This window comes from Pseudomonas sp. AU12215 (genome assembly GCF_001675465.2).
Lineage (GTDB): Bacteria > Pseudomonadota > Gammaproteobacteria > Pseudomonadales > Pseudomonadaceae > Pseudomonas > Pseudomonas nitroreducens.
Map to the genome: position 1 here is coordinate 341,406 of NZ_MACM02000141.1, position 18,514 is coordinate 359,919.

14 protein-coding genes and 2 tRNA genes are annotated in these 18,514 nt (G+C 64.3%); 4 read left to right on the forward strand and 12 right to left on the reverse strand.

Annotated features, from left to right (window positions below; all coding sequences use genetic code 11):
• Positions 1–46 precede the first annotated feature (46 nt).
• The gene (locus tag A9513_RS21640) at positions 47–1,183 is read right to left on the reverse strand and encodes an SO2930 family diheme c-type cytochrome (protein WP_065085558.1); all 1,137 of its coding nucleotides are present in this window, start codon (positions 1,181–1,183) and stop codon (positions 47–49) included.
• A complete protein-coding gene (locus tag A9513_RS21645; RefSeq protein WP_024766011.1) occupies positions 1,180–2,427 on the reverse strand; it encodes a parallel beta-helix domain-containing protein in 1,248 nt (415 codons plus the stop codon). Before A9513_RS21645 ends, A9513_RS21640 begins: the two co-directional genes overlap by 4 nt.
• 177 nt (positions 2,428–2,604) lie before the next feature.
• Between A9513_RS21645 and A9513_RS21650 the strand changes: the two genes are divergently transcribed.
• Positions 2,605–3,015: a bacteriohemerythrin gene (locus A9513_RS21650; protein ID WP_024766012.1), complete on the forward strand. Its 411-nt coding sequence runs from the start codon at positions 2,605–2,607 to the stop codon at positions 3,013–3,015.
• A 34-nt stretch (positions 3,016–3,049) separates the two neighbouring features.
• On the opposite strand, the gene A9513_RS21655 is transcribed toward A9513_RS21650, so the two are convergent.
• Entirely contained in the window at positions 3,050–5,299 is a 2,250-nt protein-coding gene (locus tag A9513_RS21655) for a YgiQ family radical SAM protein (protein WP_038803350.1), read from the reverse strand.
• Between the two features lie 230 nt (positions 5,300–5,529).
• Between A9513_RS21655 and A9513_RS21660 the strand changes: the two genes are divergently transcribed.
• Positions 5,530–7,386 (forward strand): GGDEF domain-containing protein, encoded by a 1,857-nt coding sequence (locus A9513_RS21660; RefSeq protein ID WP_226046620.1) that lies wholly within the window; start codon positions 5,530–5,532, stop codon positions 7,384–7,386.
• Here A9513_RS21660 and alr read toward each other — a convergent pair whose 3' ends face one another.
• The 8 genes from alr to rnr all read right to left on the reverse strand — a co-directional run bounded on the left by alr (position 7,387) and on the right by rnr (position 15,809).
• Positions 7,387–8,463, reverse strand: coding sequence for an alanine racemase (alr, locus tag A9513_RS21665; RefSeq protein ID WP_037012091.1), 1,077 nt, complete (start codon positions 8,461–8,463; stop codon positions 7,387–7,389).
• A gap of 68 nt (positions 8,464–8,531) precedes the next feature.
• Positions 8,532–9,926 carry a replicative DNA helicase gene (gene dnaB / locus A9513_RS21670; RefSeq protein ID WP_038803348.1) on the reverse strand — a complete coding sequence of 465 codons (1,395 nt, stop codon included), beginning with the start codon at positions 9,924–9,926 and terminating at the stop codon, positions 8,532–8,534.
• Between the two features lie 140 nt (positions 9,927–10,066).
• Positions 10,067–10,513: a 50S ribosomal protein L9 gene (rplI, locus tag A9513_RS21675; RefSeq protein ID WP_015479134.1), complete on the reverse strand. Its 447-nt coding sequence runs from the start codon at positions 10,511–10,513 to the stop codon at positions 10,067–10,069.
• 21 nt (positions 10,514–10,534) lie between these two features.
• Complete coding sequence (locus A9513_RS21680) at positions 10,535–11,404, reverse strand: hypothetical protein (protein WP_037012089.1); 870 nt, start codon at positions 11,402–11,404, stop codon at positions 10,535–10,537.
• Positions 11,405–11,438: 34 nt separating this feature from the next.
• Entirely contained in the window at positions 11,439–11,669 is a 231-nt protein-coding gene (gene rpsR, locus A9513_RS21685; RefSeq protein WP_003095634.1) for a 30S ribosomal protein S18, read from the reverse strand.
• A 29-nt stretch (positions 11,670–11,698) separates the two neighbouring features.
• The gene (gene rpsF, locus A9513_RS21690; RefSeq protein ID WP_015479136.1) at positions 11,699–12,115 is read right to left on the reverse strand and encodes a 30S ribosomal protein S6; all 417 of its coding nucleotides are present in this window, start codon (positions 12,113–12,115) and stop codon (positions 11,699–11,701) included.
• Positions 12,116–12,318: 203 nt separating this feature from the next.
• Positions 12,319–13,071: a 23S rRNA (guanosine(2251)-2'-O)-methyltransferase RlmB gene (gene rlmB / locus A9513_RS21695; protein WP_037012087.1), complete on the reverse strand. Its 753-nt coding sequence runs from the start codon at positions 13,069–13,071 to the stop codon at positions 12,319–12,321.
• A complete protein-coding gene (gene rnr, locus A9513_RS21700) occupies positions 13,068–15,809 on the reverse strand; it encodes a ribonuclease R (RefSeq protein ID WP_065085560.1) in 2,742 nt (913 codons plus the stop codon). Before rnr ends, rlmB begins: the two co-directional genes overlap by 4 nt.
• 205 nt (positions 15,810–16,014) lie before the next feature.
• Here rnr and A9513_RS21705 point away from each other — a divergent pair.
• Both A9513_RS21705 and A9513_RS21710 read left to right on the forward strand, forming a co-directional pair.
• Positions 16,015–16,101, forward strand: a tRNA-Leu gene (locus A9513_RS21705).
• 145 nt (positions 16,102–16,246) lie between these two features.
• A tRNA-Leu gene (locus A9513_RS21710) sits at positions 16,247–16,333 on the forward strand.
• A 176-nt stretch (positions 16,334–16,509) separates the two neighbouring features.
• On the opposite strand, the gene A9513_RS21715 is transcribed toward A9513_RS21710, so the two are convergent.
• Positions 16,510–18,444: a methyl-accepting chemotaxis protein gene (locus A9513_RS21715; RefSeq protein ID WP_065085561.1), complete on the reverse strand. Its 1,935-nt coding sequence runs from the start codon at positions 18,442–18,444 to the stop codon at positions 16,510–16,512.
• Positions 18,445–18,514: the final 70 nt, after the last annotated feature.

The following is an 18,514-nucleotide window of genomic DNA, read 5'->3' on the forward strand; positions in this document are numbered from 1 at the left end:
CGCAGTGCGCAGCCCAGAGCCACGGCGGGCTCCGGGCGCCATGGAGCTAGCAGTCGCCGGGTAGCGAGGCGATCCAGCGATTGAGCAGTTCCAGCCCCTCGCGGTGCACCAGGGTGCGGCCCAGCTCGGGCATCATGTCGCCCGGCTTGTCGCTGCCGACCCGGTAGCTGAGCACCGATTTTTCCGGGCTGCCGGGGTGGATGTCCTCCAGCCTCCCGCCCGTGCCGCCGCCCGCCGCCACCGGTGGTTTGCAGAGGCCATAGGCGATGGAAACCGGCGTGTGCGGGTCGAGGTGCAGGCCCGAAGTGCGTGCCGCGCCCTTGGGGTTGTGGCAGTGCGAGCAGTTGGCGTCGAGGTAGCTGCGCGCCTGTTTCTCCAGCCCCTCACCGGGACGCGGATGGCCCCACAAGGCGTTCTGCGGAACCTGCGCCAACGCTGGCAAGCCCTTGAGGAAGCCGCGCGCCTGCCAGTGCTGCAGCTGGTTGTCGCTGCCCTCGGCGTAGGCGAAGTCCTTGTTCAGGTGCCGCGCCTTGGGCCCCAGCGGAGCGATGCCGCCGCCCTTCTGCTCGGCGTGGCATTCGGAGCACTGATTGGCGTCCGGCACCATGTAGGTGAAGGCAGTCTTCTTGCCATCCTCGGCGGTCAACTCCAGCGCCGGGCTGTCGCCGGCGAGTTCCAGCGTCGCCTCGCTCTGGTCGGCATTCCACACGTAGGGCAGCGCCGCCCAGCCGTCCTTCTGCCGCACCAGCACACGGGTTTCCACCAGGTGGACCTTGCCCATGTCCAGTCCGGCCTTGGGGTCGCGGTCGTCCTGGCTGTTCTGCAGCAGGTTGCCCTGGGCGTCCCTGGGGTAATAGAAGGTCTTCGTCAGCACGGTGCCGACGGGGTAGTCGAAGCGATCCTCGGCGTACTGCGCCGACAGGCCTTCGGGCATCCATACGGTGCGCAGCTTGTGCGCGTAGTCGGTGAACAGCGGGGTGTTGAGGTCATACGGCAGCACCTCGGCGGCCGGCGTCAGGTGGCCGTCCGCCAGGTGCAACATGCCCCAGCCGCTGAGCTTTTCCGGGTAATCATCACCTTCGGGCTGATAACGCGGCTTGCTCTCCTGCCCGCACCCGGCCAGTGCACCAGCAAGGGCAGCGGCCAGGGCGAGCGGCAACAGGAACGGAGCGGGTTTCGTCATGCCTTGTTGCCCTTCTCGCCGAGGCCGGCCTGTTCGATCTTCGGCAGCGGCTTGAGCTTGCACTGGTGGCTGCTCATGTCGGTGCTGATGTTCTTGTAGCCGTTGGGACCGTCGACGTTGACGATACCGGCGTTGCCGTTGTCGATGCAGATGGCCAGGGCTTCCGGAAGCTTGCCGTCGACCAGTTTCTTGTCGTTGAAGTAGCCGTCCCAGAGGATGTCCGGCAGGCGCCCGTTGAGACCGAACTTGGCGATCTTCAGGGCCTTGAGTTCCAGGTGGTCGGGGCTGTCGCCGCCCGGGCCGAAGGTGTTGCCGTGGATGAAGATGCCTTCGGGGTACGGGTCGAAGTTGGGCTGGGTGGCCTTGCCCGAATAACCGGTACTGAAGTAGCTGCTGACGATGACGTTGGCGGTCTTGTGGTTGCCGATCTTGTTGTCGAAGATCTCCACGTCATCGTTGGAGTTCACCACCACGCCCGAGCCCGCCGGCACGCTGGCCACTGGCGTGCCCTTGTGGCCGAAGTTCTCGTGGTTGTTGCCCTGCACATCGTTGTCGAAGACGCGGGTGCCGCGTCCCGGCTGCGGAAGGTTGGGCATGTTGAAGACGAGGATGCCACCGGTATTGTCGGTGGCGACGTTGTTGTAGACGTCGGCGCCGATGGTGTTCTCGATCTCGATACCGGCGACGTTGCGCTCGGCGCGGTTGTTGCGCACGACCACGTTGCGCGACTGGCCGACATAGATACCCGAGTCGGAGGCGCCGATCGCGACGTTGCCTTCGAGCAGCGTGTTTTCGGTCTGTACCGGGTAGATGCCGTAGCCGCCGTTCTCGGTAGCCGGGCCGTTGGTCCATTCGGTGCGGATGTTGCGGATGACGATGTTCTTGCCACCGATGACCTTCAGGCCGTCGCCCTTGGCGTCCTCGATGGCCAGGCTCTCGATGGTGAAGTCGGAGGCGTCGACGAACAGGCCTTCGGCACCGGCCTTCTGGTTCTTGAAGCTGAGGATGGTCTTGTCCATCCCGGCGCCGCGGATGGTCACGCCGTCCACCTTCAGGCTCAGGCTGCGGTCCAGGTGGTAGGTGCCGGCGGGAATGTCGATGACATCGCCGGCCTTGGCCTTGATCAGGCGCGCCTGCAGGTCTTTCTGGAAGTCGGCGCTGACGGCAGCGGTGGGCTTGTCACCTTCGCCGCAGGCGGCCAGGGCAACGGAGAGAGCGAGAAGGGAAAGAGTGGCGAGACGCATGGCGGGCTCCGGTCTTGTTTTTATGATATGGAACTATCGTACCAAATAAGACCGAGAATACTCCTACATCCCGCGCCACGCCAGCCCTTCAGACACATCGCACTTTGATTGATTGACGTCAGGGTTTAGCGGTGGCGGATCGGGATGATCTGCGCTTCCAACCCAAGGAGTGCACGGATGAGCTTCATGCCCTGGAACGACGAATTCGTGATCGGAATCGAGCGGATCGATGAACAGCACCGCTGGCTGGTCGACCTCACCAATGCGCTGTACGACAGCCTGAACGGCCCGGAGGGCGAGGGTCAGCCCATCGGCGAGTTGCTGGAGCAACTGGTGGAGTACACGATGAATCACTTCATCGTCGAGGAAGTGCTGTTCCAGCGCCTGGGCTATCCCGAGGAGGAAGCGCACCGGGCCGAGCACGATCGTTTCAATCGGCAGATCATCGACCTGCTGTACCGCCACGAGGATGGCGAGGTCGTCTCGGTCGAGGCCCTGGAGCTGCTCAAGGCCTGGCTGATCCACCATATCCTGAAGGTGGACAAGGCTTACGTGGCGTTCTTCAAAGGAAAAGGCGTGACCGCTTAGCGACACGCCTTTTTTACAGCACGGTACAGACGAATCAGCGCGGAATATTGGGCTGTCGCTTGGTGGTGCGCTTCTTGCCCTTGGCGTAGCCGCTGGCCTTGCCTTCCTCGGCCTTGTTCCACGGCTTGGAGCCGTTGCTGGCGCGCGGCGGCAGGCCGGTGTGCTGGGTCAGCAACGGCTTGCCGGTCTTCTTGCTGCCGGCCGGGGTGGAGTTCTTGCGGCGCGCGCTCTGGTACTCGTCGGTCTGCGGCTGGTAGGTCGGGATCAGGTGATGCTTGCCGTTGCCAATCAGGTCGGCACGGCCCATGCGCTCCAGCGCCTCGCGCAGCATCGGCCAGCCCTTCGGGTCGTGGTAGCGCAGGAAGGCCTTGTGCAGACGGCGCTGCTGGTCGCTCTTGACGATGGTCACGCCGTCGCTCTTGTAGGTCACCTTGCGCAGCGGGTTCTTGCCCGAGTGGTACATGGCGGTCGCGCTGGCCATGGGCGAGGGATAGAACGCCTGCACCTGGTCCGCGCGGAAGCCATTGCGCTTGAGCCACAGGGCGAGGTTCATCATGTCCTCGTCGGTGGTACCCGGATGCGCCGCGATGAAGTACGGGATCAGGTACTGCTCCTTGCCGGCCTCCTTGGAGAACTTCTCGAACATGCGCTTGAAGGCGTCGTAGGTACCGATGCCCGGCTTCATCATCTTCGACAGCGGGCCTTCCTCGGTATGCTCCGGGGCAATCTTCAGGTAGCCGCCAACGTGGTGCGTCACCAACTCCTTGACGTACTCGGGCGACTCCACGGCCAGGTCGTAGCGCAGGCCGGAGGCGATCAGGATCTTCTTCACACCCGGCAGGGCGCGGGCCTTGCGGTACAGCTCGATGAGCGAGGAGTGGTCGGTATTGAGGTTCTCGCAGATGCCCGGCCACACGCAGGACGGCTTGCGGCAGTGACGCTCGATCTCCGGGTCCTTGCAGGCGATGCGGTACATGTTGGCGGTCGGGCCACCCAGGTCGGAAACGACACCGGTGAAGCCCGGCACCTTCTTCATCTCCTCGATCTCGGCAAGGATCGACTCATGGGAGCGGTTCTGGATGATTCGCCCCTCGTGCTCGGTGATCGAGCAGAAGGTGCAGCCACCGAAGCAGCCGCGCATGATGTTCACCGAGAAACGGATCATCTCGTAGGCCGGGATCTTCTCCTTGCCATACAGCGGGTGCGGCACGCGCGCATAGGGCATGCCGAACACGTAGTCCATTTCCTCGGTGCTCATCGGGATGGGTGGCGGGTTGAACCACACGTCCACTTCGCCATGCTTCTGCACCAGGGCGCGGGCGTTGCCCGGATTGGTCTCCAGGTGCAGCACGCGGTTGGCATGGGCATAGAGCACCGCGTCGCTGCGCACCTTCTCGAACGACGGCAGGCGGATCACCGTACGCTCGCGCTCCAGGCGCGGGTGTGCCAGCAGCTGCACGACCTTGGCTTCGTTCGGGTCTTCCTGCTCGCCCTTTTCCTGCTCGATGGCGCAGGCGGCGGTGTCCTGGGTGTTCACGTAGGGGTTGATGATCTTGTCGACCTTGCCCGGGCGGTCGATGCGGGTGGAGTCCACCTCGAACCAGCCTTCGGGAGTGTCGCGGCGCACGAAGGCGGTACCGCGCACGTCGGTGATCTGCTCGACCCGCTCGCCGGCAGCCAGGCGCTGGGCGATCTCCACCACGGCGCGCTCGGCGTTGCCGTACAGCAGGATATCGGCGGTGGCGTCCATCAGGATGGAGCGGCGCACCTTGTCCTGCCAGTAGTCGTAGTGGGCGATGCGGCGCAGCGAAGCCTCGATGCCGCCGAGGATGACCGGGGTATCGCTGAAGGCTTCCTTGCAGCGCTGGCTGTAGACCAGGCTGGCGCGATCCGGGCGACGACCGGCCAGGCCTCCCGGGGTGTAGGCGTCATCGCTGCGGATTTTCTTGTCCGCGGTGTAGCGGTTGATCATCGAGTCCATGTTGCCCGCCGCCACGCCGAAGAACAGGTTCGGCTGGCCGAGCTTCATGAAGTCGTCCTTCGAACGCCAGTCCGGCTGGGCGATGATGCCCACACGGAAGCCCTGGGCTTCCAGCAGGCGGCCGATAATGGCCATGCCGAACGACGGATGGTCGACGTAGGCGTCCCCGGTGACGATGATGATGTCGCAGGAATCCCAGCCCAGCTGATCCATCTCTTCCTTGCTCATGGGCAGGAACGGCGCCGGGCCGAAACACTCGGCCCAGAACTTGGGATAGTCGAACAGCGGCTTGGCGGCTTGCATCACGGGCACCGTGGGTATCTCTAGTAGGGATCGCGGAAAAACGCGGGCGCGGAATATAGCACAAAAAGTGTACAAATCCGACCAGCGAACTCAGATTTACGGGGGATTTAACCTTCCGACGGTAGATTGCCAATGCCATCATCTGGCTATACTTCAGCCACTATCCGCAGTACGCCTGGCCAACCCGCCCAGGCCAGGGAGTGCCTGTCGTGTGTCGTGCCATCGTACTGTTGCTTACCCTGCTGTTCTGCCACACGGCGCTAGCCTTCGAACTCGACGACAAGGCCAGCGGCGCCTGGCTCAATGATCACCTCGAATTGCTGCAGGAGCGCGACGGCCCGCTATCGCTGGCAGCCGTGCAGACCAGCCGCGACTTCATTCCGGCCAACGGCCGCACCAGCGTTGGCCAGAGTCCTGACGGCTGGTGGCTGCGCCTGGACCTGGACCGCCGTACCGCGCCGCTGGGCGGCTGGTGGCTGGAAGTCGATGCCGTCAACCTGAAGGACCTGCGCCTCTACATACCCGACGAACGGGGCATCTACCGGGAAACGCTGTCCGGCGAGGCCGTGCCGTTCGCCCAGGGCCGTGACCGCGACTACCGCCGACCGCTCTTCCACCTGCCCGAAGGCACCGGCCCGGTGCGCATCTATGCCCGCGTCTACGACCCCGCCGGCAATTCGTTCCCGCTGCGTATCTGGTCGCTGGATGATCTGCAGGACCATCGCGCCGATACCAGCCTGTTCCTGGGTTTCATCTACGGCCTGATCGCCGCCCTGCTGCTGTACAACCTGTTCATCCTGCTGACCCTGCGCGACCCGGCGTACTTCTGGTACGTGCTGACGACCGCCAGCGCCCTGCTGTTCAGCCTGGGCATGAGCGGCCACGGTTTCGAGTACTTCTGGCCCGATCACCCGGTGCCCTGGTGGCTCGACCGCATCACCCTGCCCTCGCTCTGGGGCCTTTGCGTACACCGCTTTACCATCACCCTGCTGCAGACCCGCCGCTACGTGCGCTGGTCGCACTGGCTGCTGAACCTGAACTGCGCGCTGTACGTGCTGACCATCGTCCTCGGCGCGCTGCAGTTGCGCGGCGTGGCCGGCTGGATGCTGGTGGCGATCACCCTGATCGGCGTGCCGGCAGCGCTGGGCGGTGCCGTGGTGCGCTGGCGCCAGGGTTCGTTCCCGGCCTTCCTCTACCTGCTCGGCTTCGGCCTGGTACTGACCAGCGTGAGCATCTCGGTGATGCGCGCCACCGGCATGGTGCAGCCCTCGCCATTGACCTCGTACATCTTCCCCATCGCCGTGGCGATGGAGTCGGTACTCTTCTCCTTCGCCCTCACCTCGCGAATCCAGGGCCTCAAGCGCGAGCGCGCGCAGGCACTGGAGCAGGCGGATCGGGAGAAGAGCGCGCGCCTGACCCTCATGCAGAGCGCCCAGCAAGACCTGGCGACAGCCGTGGCCGAGCGCACCGCCGAACTCACCCAGAGCAACCAGCTGCTGCGCGAGCGCGAAGTGCAGCTGCAACACGCCGCGCACTACGACCCGCTGACCGGCCTGCCGAACCGTCGCTACCTGGTGGAACATGCCGAACACGCCCTGGCCCATGCCCAGCAGAACGGCGAGACCCTGGCGCTGATGCTGATCGACCTCGACCACTTCAAGCCGATCAACGACAGCCACGGGCACGATGCGGGCGACTTCATGCTGCAGAACGTCGGCAACCGCCTGCGCCAGTGCGTGCGCGGCAGTGATTGCGTGGCGCGCCTGGGCGGTGACGAATTCGCAGCATTGATTTCCGGGCCCGATGCCGAGAGCCACGCCAAGGAGATCGCCTGCCGCATCCTCAATGAACTGTCGCGGCCGGTGAAGTTCGACAGCCTGGAGCTGCGCGTCACGCCGAGCATCGGCGTGGCCATCTATCCCAGCCACGCCATGCAGTTCAGCAAGCTCTACAAGGCCGCCGACCAGGCGCTCTACGAGGTGAAGGGCAATGGCCGGGCGGCCTACGCCATGGCCAGCGAGGCCGCCGGCGAAACCAGCGATCTCTGGCTGGAAAACGAACGGCTGGAAAGCGAAGACCGTGCCTGATCAGCTGCGGTAACGGCGCGGCACGCGGGCGGTGACCTTGGTCAGCAACTCATAGCCGATGGTCCCGGCATGGGCGGCCACCTCGTCCACCGGCAGGTTGGCGCCCCACAGCTCAACGCGATCACCCACTGCGGTGCCGGGCAGATCGGTCAGGTCCACTGCAAGCATATCCATGGAGACACGCCCGGCCAGCGATGCGCGCCGCCCATCCACCAGCACCGGCGTACCGCTCGGCGCGTGGCGCGGGTATCCATCGGCGTAGCCGCAACTCACCGTGCCGATACGCGACGGCCGCTCGGCCACCCAGGTCGCGCCGTACCCAACGCTCTCACCCACCGCCACCTCGCGCACGGCGATCAGTCGCGCCTCCAGGCTCATGGCCGGGCGCAGGCCCAGTTCAGCGGCGCCGATGTCGGCGAAGGGCGTGGCGCCATAGAGCATGATGCCGGGGCGAACCCAGTCCATGTGTGCGGCGGGAATGGTCAGCACGGCGGCAGAGTTGGCCAGCGAGCGCAGGTCGAAATCCAGGTCCAGCACACTGAGGAAACAGGCCACCTGGTCTTCGGTCAGCTCGTCGCCGCGCACATCGGCATTGGCGAAGTGGCTCATCAGGTTCAGCTCCGCCACCTGCGGCGCCTGGCGCAGGCGCGAATGCCAGTCGCGTAGCGCCTCGGGCGAGAAGCCCAGGCGGTGCATGCCGGTATCCAGCTTCATCCACACATTCAGCGCACTGGGCAGTTGCGCGGCGAGCAGCGCCTGGGCCTGCTCAGGGCCTTGCACCGCCACATCCAGGCGCAGCTGGACAGCGATCAGGTATTCCGCCGGCTCGAAACAGCCCTCCAGCAGCAGGATGCGGGCGCCGGCATGCAGAGCGCGTACCTCGGCGGCCTCCTCCAGGCAGGCCACCGCGAAGCCGTCAGCCTCGTCGTGCAGGCAGCTCACCACCTCCCGAGCGCCGTGCCCATAGGCGTTCGCCTTGACCACTGCGAAAGCCTCGCGCCCAGGTGCGCAGCGCTTGGCAACGGCGTAGTTGTGGCGAATGGCGGCAAGATCGACGTGGGCGACGAGCGGGCGCATGGCGGCCTCTGAAATGAAAACGGGCGCCTATCTTAAGGCGCCCGTCGGTCACGCGGAATGCGGCATCGTTACTCGTCTTCGAAGTTGTACATGCCGGGCGCGAGGTTCTCGAAGCGGCTGTAGCGACCGAGGAAGGCCACGCGCACCGTGCCGATGGGGCCGTTCCGCTGCTTGCCGAGGATGATCTCGGCGACGCCCTTGAACTCGGTCTCCGGGTGATACACCTCGTCGCGGTAGACGAACATGATCACGTCGGCGTCCTGCTCGATCGCTCCGGATTCGCGCAAGTCGGAGTTCACCGGGCGCTTGTTGGGGCGCTGTTCCAGCGAGCGGTTGAGCTGGGAGAGCGCCACCACCGGGCAGTTGAATTCCTTCGCCAGCGCCTTGAGCGAGCGGGAAATCTCGGAAATCTCGTTGGTCCGGTTGTCGCCGGCGGAACCGGGGATCTGCATGAGCTGCAGGTAGTCGACCATGATCATGCCGATCTCGCCGTGTTCGCGCGCCAGGCGACGGGTCCGCGCGCGCATTTCCGAGGGCGAGATGCCGGCGGTGTCGTCGATGAACAGCTTGCGGTCGCTGAGCAGGTTCACCGCCGAGGTCAGTCGCGGCCAATCCTCGTCGTCCAGCTTGCCGGTACGCACCTTGGTCTGGTCGATGCGCCCGAGCGAGGCGAGCATACGCATCACGATGGAGTCGGAGGGCATCTCCAGCGAGTACACCAGGATCGCCTTGTCGCTGCGCATCAGGGCGTTCTCCACCAGGTTCATGGCGAAGGTGGTCTTGCCCATGGAGGGTCGGCCGGCCACGATGATCAGGTCGGACGGCTGCAGGCCGCTGGTCTTCTCGTCGAGGTCAGTGAAGCCGGTGGTGATGCCGGTCAGCGCGTCCGAGGTGTTGAACAGGTGGTCGATGCGGTCGATGGTCTTGACCAGGATATCGCCGATGCCCACCGGGCCGCCGGTCTTGGGCCGCGCTTCGGCGATCTCGAAGATCTTGCGCTCGGCTTCGTCGAGCACTTCGTTGGCGCTGCGCCCTTCGGGGTTGAAGGCACTGTCGGCGATATCGCTGCTGATGCCGATCAGCTGCCGCAAGGTGGCCCGCTCGCGGATGATGCCCGCGTAGGCCTTGATGTTCGCCACCGAAGGCGTGTTCTTCGCCAGCTCGGCGAGGTAAGCAAGGCCGCCCACCTGGGGCAGTTGCCCTTCGCGTTCGAGCTGCTCGGAGAGCGTCACCACATCGATCGGCTGGTTGGCTTCGGCGAGCTTGTAGACGGCGCGGAAGATCAGGCGATGGTCATGGCGGTAGAAGTCACCATCGGACACGGCGTCGGAGACGCGCTCCCAGGCGTTGTTGTCGAGCATCAGGCCACCCAGCACCGCCTGTTCGGCTTCGATCGAGTGCGGCGGCACCTTGAGGGAAGCGGTCTGCAGGTCGTATTGCTCGGGGACGGTGATGTCGTTCATGGGCGCTTCGTGCGGGCTCTTCGTAGAAATTCAAAGGCGGAAAAAACAAAGGGCACGGTACCGAATTTCAGTACCGTGCCCGATGTTAGCGGACTGATTCGCCCATGCAAGATGTGCGAAACGTCCTAGCGACGGATCGCTTACTCGGCGACTACAACCACGTGCAGGGTTGCATCAACATCCATGTGCAGTTGCACTTCGATGTTGTATTCGCCTACAGCGCGCAGGGCGCCGTCGGGCAGGCGAACTTCGCTCTTTTCCAGCGGGTAGCCGGCAGCCGAAACGGCGTCGGCGATGTCGCGGGTGCCGATCGAACCGAACAGTTTGCCTTCGTCGCCAGCGTGGGCGCCGATGGTCACGATCAGTTCGGCCAGTTGGGCAGCACGAGCTTCAGCAGCGGCTTTTTTCTCAGCAGCGGCTTTTTCCAGCTCTGCGCGGCGCTCTTCGAAAGCAGCGACGTTGGCAGCGGTGGCAGCGGTGGCTTTGCCCTGCGGCAGCAGGTAGTTACGAGCGTAACCGCCCTTTACGTTCAGCTTGTCGCCCAGGTTGCCCAGTTTGGCGATCTTTTCCAGCAGGATGACTTCCATTTGAGTCTTACCTCTTAACTTTTAACCTTCACCGTTCGCAGCTTTCTGGCGCTTGGCCAGGCGACCGCGAAAATCAAACAGACTGTCGACGACGGCGACAAGACAGATCACATTGCCCAGTACGAATACCAGCAGGTACAGCGGTGCCAGCCAGAAGCCCGGAAGCTTCTTCAGCGCGGCCAGGCCGTGCCCCAGTGCGATCCCGGCGAACAGCAGCGGAATCATGCACAGCGGCGCCAGCATGGTGGCCGCGGGCCCTGCGAAGGGCAGCGCCACAACGCCGACCAGCAGCGCTACAGCCGTGCCCGGCGACAGACGCAGTGCACGGAACTCGCGGCCAAACCCTTCCGGGTTGAACAGTACTGCTTGCCAATAACGCGCCAGCATCAGGCACAACAGGCTGATCGTCTGCAGCGAGGCTGCCATCAGGCCGGTGATGGTCGGAACCATCTCCGCCTGCAGGGCGGCCATCTGTTCCGGCGAAAGCTTGGCTTCGGCCAGAACCTGCGGCAGTGCCTTGCCGAATGCATCGGCCAGACCTGCGACCAACCCGGCCGACACCGTGCTGAGCAGCAGCACGAACACCGCACCGAGCACAACGCTCGCCAGCATCACCTGATTCCAGGACACCTTGCTGCGCAGAACCTGCGCCAGCACGGCACTACCCACCAGAACCAGACTCACGCTGGGGTCACCCAGGTACCACCAGGCCAGTGCCGGAAGCAGCGCCCACACCAGGATGCCAAAGGCATCGCCGGCGCCACGGCGCAACAGCACCAGACTGCCTGCTGCGGCACCGAGCCAGAACAAAGGCTGCAGTACCGCGGCTGCGACGACCACCAGGGTCGCCTGCATGCGGCCTCGCATGACAAATTCAGCCAATGCGCGCATGCGATCTATCCATCAATTCCAGTCGACTGCCCGATCAACGGCCGTGGCTGTCGGTGTAGGGAAGCAGGGCCAGGTAACGGGCGCGCTTGATAGCGGTCGCCAGCTGACGCTGGTACTTGGCTTTGGTGCCGGTGATACGGCTCGGAACGATCTTGCCGGTTTCGGAAACGTAGGCCTTCAGGGTGTTCAGATCTTTGTAATCGATCTCTTTCACGCCTTCAGCGGTGAAACGGCAGAATTTACGACGACGGAAGAAACGTGCCATGTGTGTGGCTCCTCAATACTGGTCCGGGATTACTCGTCAGCGCTGTCGCGGCTATCTTCGCCGTCAGCGGACTCGCCCTCGTTCGATTCGGGACGCTCACGGCGCTCACGGCGCTCGTTGCGGCTCTCTTCGGCCTTCAGCATTTCGGACTGGCCGGTAACGGCTTCGTCGCGACGGATGACCATGTTACGGATCACGGCGTCGTTGTAGCGGAAGTTGTCTTCCATCTCGGCCAGGGCCTTGGCGGTGCACTCGACGTTCATCAGAACGTAGTGAGCCTTGTGCACGTTGTTGATGGCGTAAGCCAGCTGACGACGGCCCCAGTCTTCCAGACGGTGGACTTTGCCGCCGTCTTCTTCGATGGCCTTGGTGTAACGCTCGACCATGCCACCGACTTGTTCGCTCTGGTCCGGGTGAACCAGGAACACGATTTCGTAATGACGCATAAATGCTCCTTACGGATTGCAGCCTGCCGACTAAGCGGTCAGACAAGGAGTGAATGATTTTTTCCTTGCCACCAGAGAAGGCGCGCGAGCACCTGCCAGGACGGCAAGGGCCGACATTCTAGAGAAGCGTGCCAGGGGGCGCAAGGAAAACTGGTGAAACTTTGAACAGCGCAAGGCGGCGCCGGCCGCCTTGCGTGGGGACGTCAGGCGCCAGCCTTGATCTGGCGCTGGCGGACGATCTCGAACAGGCACACACCGGTAGCCACCGAGACATTCAGGCTGCTCACGCTGCCCTGCATCGGCAACTTGGCCAGGTAGTCGCAGTGCTCGCGGGTCAGGCGGCGCATGCCCTTGCCCTCGGCGCCCATCACCAGCACGGTCGGCCCGGTGAGATCGAGTTCGTAGAGCATCTGGGTCGCCTCACCGGCAGTGCCGACGATCCACAGCCCGCGCTGCTGAAGCTTCTCCAGGGTGCGCGCGAGATTGGTCACGGCGACCAGCGGGATCACCTCGGCGGCGCCGCAGGCGACTTTACGCACGGTGGCGTTGAGGGTCGCAGACTTGTCCTTGGGCACAATCACCGCCAGCGCGCCCGCCGCATCGGCGGTGCGCAGGCAGGCGCCGAGGTTGTGCGGATCGGTCACGCCATCCAGTGCCAGCAGCAGTGCGGGACCGGTGGAGCGCTCCAGCAGCTCCTCCAGCATGTTTTCGCCCCACACCTGACTCGGGCTGACCTCGGCGACCACACCCTGGTGAACGCCCTCGGCCCACTCGTCCAGCTCCTTGCGGTCGCGCGTACCCACCGGCACGCGCACCTGGCCGGCCAGCTCGACCAGCGCCTGGACGCGCGGATCATGCCGACCTTCGGCCAACCACAGTTGCTTGACCCGCTTCGGGTGATGGCGCAGCAACGCTTCTACGGCATGGACCCCGTAGACCTTTTCCCACTGACTCATTTCTTCGCCTTACCCTTGCCTGCCGGAGTGCCGGTCGATGCACCCGCCTTGGGCTGCGACGCCCCCTTGCGGTGCTTGGTTGACTTGCCGGACCGGGCCTTCTGCTTCGACGGATTGCGCGGCTTGCCAGCGGCGGACGCAGACTTGCCCTTGCCGGTCGCCGGCTTGTTACCGCCGACCTTGGCCTCTTCGAGCAGCGCTTTCTTCACTTCGCGGCTCTTGCGCACATCGGTATTGCCGAGCATCTCCTCGGCCTTGGCGAGCATATCCGGCGCCACCGACGGCAGCGCCTGGACCACGCCAACCTTGCGCTTGCGCGGCTGGTGCGACGGCACCACGGCCACGTCGGGAGCGAAGAACGGATCATCCGCCACCTGGGCGCGGGCCTTGGCCGGCTTCTCCCTGGCAACTGCGCCCTTGGGCGCCTTGCCCTTGGCCACTTTGCCCTTGGCAACCGGCTCGGCCTTCTCGCCACGCTTCTTGCGGCCAATCGGCGCGCTGAGCACGTTGTCGGAGAGCTCGAAATCGATCTTGCGCTCATCCAGGTCGACGCGCGCCACGACCACTTCCACGGCGTCACCCAGGCGGAAGCTGCGGCCAGTACGTTCGCCCGCGAGGCGGTGATGCACGGCATCGAAGTGGTAGTAGTCGCCCGGCAGCGCGGTGACGTGGACCAGGCCTTCGACGTAGATGTCAGTCAGTTCAACGAAGATGCCGAAGCCGGTCACTGCGGTGATCACGCCGGGGAAGGTCTCGCCCACGCGCTCGCGCATGAACTCGCACTTCAGCCAGTTGGTGACGTCGCGGGTCGCCTCGTCAGCGCGGCGCTCGGTCATCGAGCACTGCTCACCCAGCTGAGCAAGACGCGCCTCGTCGTACGGATAGATTCGCGCCTTGGGCATGCTGGCCGCGCCAACGCGCTGCACATGTTCGGAAGCCGCCTTGGAGCGGATCAGGCCACGGATGGCACGATGGGTCAGCAGGTCCGGGTAGCGACGGATCGGCGAGGTGAAGTGGGTATAGGCCTCGTAGTTCAGGCCGAAGTGGCCGGCATTCTCCGGGCTGTACACCGCCTGGCTCAGCGAACGCAGCATCACGGTCTGGATCAGCTGCAGGTCCGGGCGACCCTGAATGGACTCCAGCAGCTTCTGGTAGTCCGCCGGGGTCGGATCGCCCTTGCCCCGGTACAGCGTCAGCCCCAGCTCGCCGAGGAACTGGCGCAGGTTGTTCAGCTTCTCCTGCGGCGGGCCGTCGTGGACGCGGTACAGCGCCGGAATCGCGTGCTTCTCGAGGAATTTGGCGGTGGCGACGTTGGCCGCCAGCATGCATTCCTCGATCAGCTTGTGTGCGTCGTTGCGCTGGGTCGGACGAATCTCTGAGATCTTGCGGTCCGCACCGAAGACGATGCGGGTTTCCTGAGTCTCGAAATCGATGGCTCCACGCACATGGCGCGCACCGACCAGGACCTTGTACAGGTCATAAAGCGTGTTGAGGTGCGGCACCACCGCCGGCAGTTGTTCCTTCAGGCGCTGGCCTTCGGGGCTGTCCGGGGTTTCCAGGTACTGACTGACCTTGGTGTAGGTCAGGCGCGCGTGGGAATGAATGACCGCCTCGTAGAACTGGTAGTCGGTCATCTTGCCGGCCTTGGAGAGATTCATCTCGCAGACCATGGCCAGGCGATCGACCAGCGGATTCAGGGAGCACAGGCCGTTGGAGAGAATCTCCGGCAGCATCGGAATCACGCGTTCGGGGAAGTACACCGAGTTGCCGCGCTTGGCCGCCTCTTCATCCAGGGCCGAACCGACCTTCACATAATGAGAGACGTCGGCGATGGCGACGAACAGCTTCCAGCCACCACCTTTGCGCTTTTCGGCGTAGACCGCGTCGTCGAAGTCGCGGGCGTCCTCGCCATCGATGGTGACGAAAGGCAGGGCGCGCAGGTCGACGCGCTTCTCTTTATCCTTCTCCAGCACTTCAGGCTTGAGTTTGGCCGCTTCCTTCTCCACTGCCTCGGGCCAGGTGTGGGGAATGTCGTAGCTGCGCAGCGCGACTTCGATTTCCATGCCCGGCGCCATGTAGTCGCCGAGCACTTCCACCACTTCGCCCTGGGCCTGGCGATGTACGCTCGGCCAGACGTCGATGCGCACCTGGACGAATTGATTGTGCTTGGCCTTGCCGGCCTTGCCCGGCGGGATCAGCACTTCCTGCTGGATCTTCGGGTTGTCGGCCACCACCGTGCCGATGCCGCTTTCATCGAAATAGCGGCCGACGATGGTCTCGTGGGCGCGTTCGACCACCTCCACCACGGCGCCTTCACGGCGGCCGCGGCGATCGAAGCCCGACACACGCGCCAAGGCGCGGTCACCGTCGAACACCAGGCGCATCTGCGTCGGGCTGAGGAACAGGTCGTCGCTACCGTCATCGGGGATGAGGAAGCCGAAGCCGTCGCGGTGGCCGGCGATGCGGCCGAGGATCAGGTCGAGCTTGTCCACCGGCGCATAGGCGCCACGGCGGGTATAGATGAGCTGGCCGTCACGCTCCATGGCGCGCAGTCGGCGGCGCAGCGCTTCTTCCGGCTCTTCGCCGGAGAGGCCAAGTTCATCCAGCAACTGGGCCCGCGTCGCGGGAGCGCCGCGCTCGGCGAGGTGCGCCAGGATGAGTTCACGGCTGGGGATGGGGTTGTCGTATTTTTCCGCCTCGCGGGCGGCCTCGGGATCGAGGTTTTGCCAATCGGCCATTAAAGTGCGGTCACCTTATATATAGGGGTATGGATCGCCATGTGCTTATTGAAGCGCGAAATCCGCTCGTCGGTCAGCTTCGGGCAAGAATAAATTTTTTATCGCATCAGGGGTTTACAAGCGAAAACGCTCTCCGTATAGTTCGCGCCCACAGCGTCAGACAGACGTTGTAACACGGAAACGATGAGTAATCATCGACTCCAGTGCCCAGGTGGCGGAATTGGTAGACGCACTAGGTTCAGGTCCTAGCGGTGGCAACACCGTGGAAGTTCGAGTCTTCTCCTGGGCACCACTTATTCAAGGATAAAGTCAGTCATTTACGGGCTTTGTCAGGCGGGTTCGGAACCCTGAAACCGAACGATAGACCGCTGGATGCAACCAAGGGTTGCATCACCGCAAGACGATGAGCGATCATCGCACCCCATGCTGAAAAGCATGCCCAGGTGGCGGAATTGGTAGACGCACTAGGTTCAGGTCCTAGCGGTGGCAACACCGTGGAAGTTCGAGTCTTCTCCTGGGCACCATCTTCAAACGAAAAAGCCGAGCACTGCTCGGCTTTTTCGTTTTCGGCTTTCCGCCTCGCCAAGAATTAAAACCAGGCGCAGGAGCGGGCTCCGCCGGCGATATCAGCCCCGCGCCGAGCCCGATCCCATCGCGGACAGCGCTCGCCTCCACACAAACACCGAGGCCGTGCGCACCATCACGCCTTGAACTGCCCCAGGCTGGCGCGCAACTGACCGGCCAACCCATCAAGCACTCGCCCACTGCTGGCCGTCGCACTCACCGCTTCCGCGGCTCGACTTGCCTCGGCATGGATCACCTCGACCCGGCCGCGCACCGCCGCAGCACCAACCGCCTGCTGCTGCGCCGAATGGGTCGCCGCCTCGATGGCCCCGTGCACTTCCTCCACCGCACTCTGCACTTCACGCTGCAGCCGTTCGCTATCCTGCAACGCGGCCAACCCCTGAACAGCCTGCTCACGAGCCTGCCCGATAGCCGAGACTGCCTCCCGTGCACCCTGCTGCAACGCACCGATATGCGACTGGATATCGCCCGTGGACTGCTGGGTCTTGCTCGCCAGCGCTCGCACCTCGTCCGCCACCACGGCGAAACCGCGCCCACTTTCACCCGCGCGGGCCGCTTCGATGGCGGCGTTCAGTGCCAGCAGGTTGGTCTGTTCGGCGATGCCATGGATCACCGAGAGCACCACTTCGATCTGCTCGCTCTGCCGCGCCAGGCGCTCGATCACACCGGCGCCGCTCTGCACACGGGACTCCAGGGTTTCGATCAGGCCACCGACCTTGCGGGCAATGGCTGCATTGTCCTGCGCCGCCTTGCGGATCTCTCCGACCCGAGCCAAGGCCGCCTCCATGGAGCGGCTCTCTATTTCCGCTTCCGCCGCCATCCCGGAGAGCGCCTCTAGGCTGCCGGCGACCTCATTGCGCTGCCGGTCCGTTGCCGCCTCGGCACTGGCACTGCGAGTGGCCAGCGCGGCAATTTCACTGCCGGTCTGCTGAGCAACCTGCCCGGCCTCCCGCACGATGGGCTGAAGCTTGTCGACGAAGCGATTCACCGCTGTCGCCATCTCGCCCAGCTCATCACGACTATCCAGGCGCACCCGGCGGGTCAGGTCACCCTCACCCGCCGCCAGGTCATTCAAGGCATTGATCAGCAGGCGCAGACGATTCACCACGCGATGACCGAGCACGACTGCCAGGCACAACAGCACACCAAGACCCACCAGCACCAAGCCCATACCGATGCGCCAACGCAGGGTACTCGCGGCCTCCTCGATGGAAGTCTTCGCGCCCAGGCTCATGCCGTCTGCCGCCTGTTTCGCCGACTGCAGACGCGCAGTCAGCGCCCTGGCGCTGTCGGCAGCTGCGCCGGCAAGGCTGTCCCCCACCAACTGATCACCACTGGCGACCAGGGCAGAGAAGCGCTGATCCAGCGCGGCGATCCGCTTCTCGATCGCATCGGTGGAAACACCCAGGCGCACTTTGCCGATTTCCACGCCATTCGGGCTGATCGGCGCTTCAACGAGAAACACCGAGCTGTCGTGGCTCGCGGCCTCCAGTACCTTGTCCAGCGCCCGCTCACCCTTGCCTTTTTCCAGCAGCGCCTTGACCCGCTCATCCTCGCGATTGAGGTAACGGGTGAGGTGCTGGCCCTGCGGATCGTCGTAGACCACGAAGAGCACATTGGGATTGGCCTGAGCGCGCCGAGCGTAATCGGAGAGCAGCGGCACGTCGTTATCCCACATGGCCTTGGGCGCCACGGCAGCCAACAATTGCGCCAATTCGGTGGCGGATTGGCGCAGGCTCTGTTCCAGGCTCTGGCGCAACTCGCCCTGCTCTTCTTCCAGCCGCGCGGAGAGCGCCGAGCCCAGGCGCTCGCGGGTATGCGCGGAAAGATCATTCAAACCGGAGGTCACTTCGCGACCGGCCTGCTCCAGCTCACCAGCCAGGCGTTGCGATTCCTTACCCAGGTGATCCCCCAGATTGCTGACCAGGCCATCGACGGTGCTGCGAGTGAGCCACAGGGCAATCGCCAGTTGCACCAGCAGTGCGATGCCCAAGGCAATGAATGCGGGGCGCAGCAAGCGGCTGCGCAGAAGCGACAGGACGGCGGACACGGCAGGCTTCCTCCGGGAGGCAACGGAACTCTGGCGCAGATGGCGCGCCGATCCATTTCACCAGCAAAGC

Coding starts and splice junctions, on each gene's coding strand:
- rpsF (WP_015479136.1), bottom strand. CDS start 12,115: ATGCGTCATTACGAAATCGTGTTCCTGGTTCACCCGGACCAGAGCGAA.
- rpsR (WP_003095634.1), bottom strand. CDS start 11,669: ATGGCACGTTTCTTCCGTCGTCGTAAATTCTGCCGTTTCACCGCTGAA.
- A9513_RS21645 (WP_024766011.1), bottom strand. CDS start 2,427: ATGCGTCTCGCCACTCTTTCCCTTCTCGCTCTCTCCGTTGCCCTGGCC.
- rlmB (WP_037012087.1), bottom strand. CDS start 13,071: ATGAGTCAGTGGGAAAAGGTCTACGGGGTCCATGCCGTAGAAGCGTTG.
- A9513_RS21655 (WP_038803350.1), bottom strand. CDS start 5,299: ATGCAAGCCGCCAAGCCGCTGTTCGACTATCCCAAGTTCTGGGCCGAG.
- A9513_RS21680 (WP_037012089.1), bottom strand. CDS start 11,404: ATGCGCGCATTGGCTGAATTTGTCATGCGAGGCCGCATGCAGGCGACC.
- rnr (WP_065085560.1), bottom strand. CDS start 15,809: ATGGCCGATTGGCAAAACCTCGATCCCGAGGCCGCCCGCGAGGCGGAA.
- A9513_RS21640 (WP_065085558.1), bottom strand. CDS start 1,183: ATGACGAAACCCGCTCCGTTCCTGTTGCCGCTCGCCCTGGCCGCTGCC.
- A9513_RS21650 (WP_024766012.1), top strand. CDS start 2,605: ATGAGCTTCATGCCCTGGAACGACGAATTCGTGATCGGAATCGAGCGG.
- alr (WP_037012091.1), bottom strand. CDS start 8,463: ATGCGCCCGCTCGTCGCCCACGTCGATCTTGCCGCCATTCGCCACAAC.
- rplI (WP_015479134.1), bottom strand. CDS start 10,513: ATGGAAGTCATCCTGCTGGAAAAGATCGCCAAACTGGGCAACCTGGGC.
- dnaB (WP_038803348.1), bottom strand. CDS start 9,926: ATGAACGACATCACCGTCCCCGAGCAATACGACCTGCAGACCGCTTCC.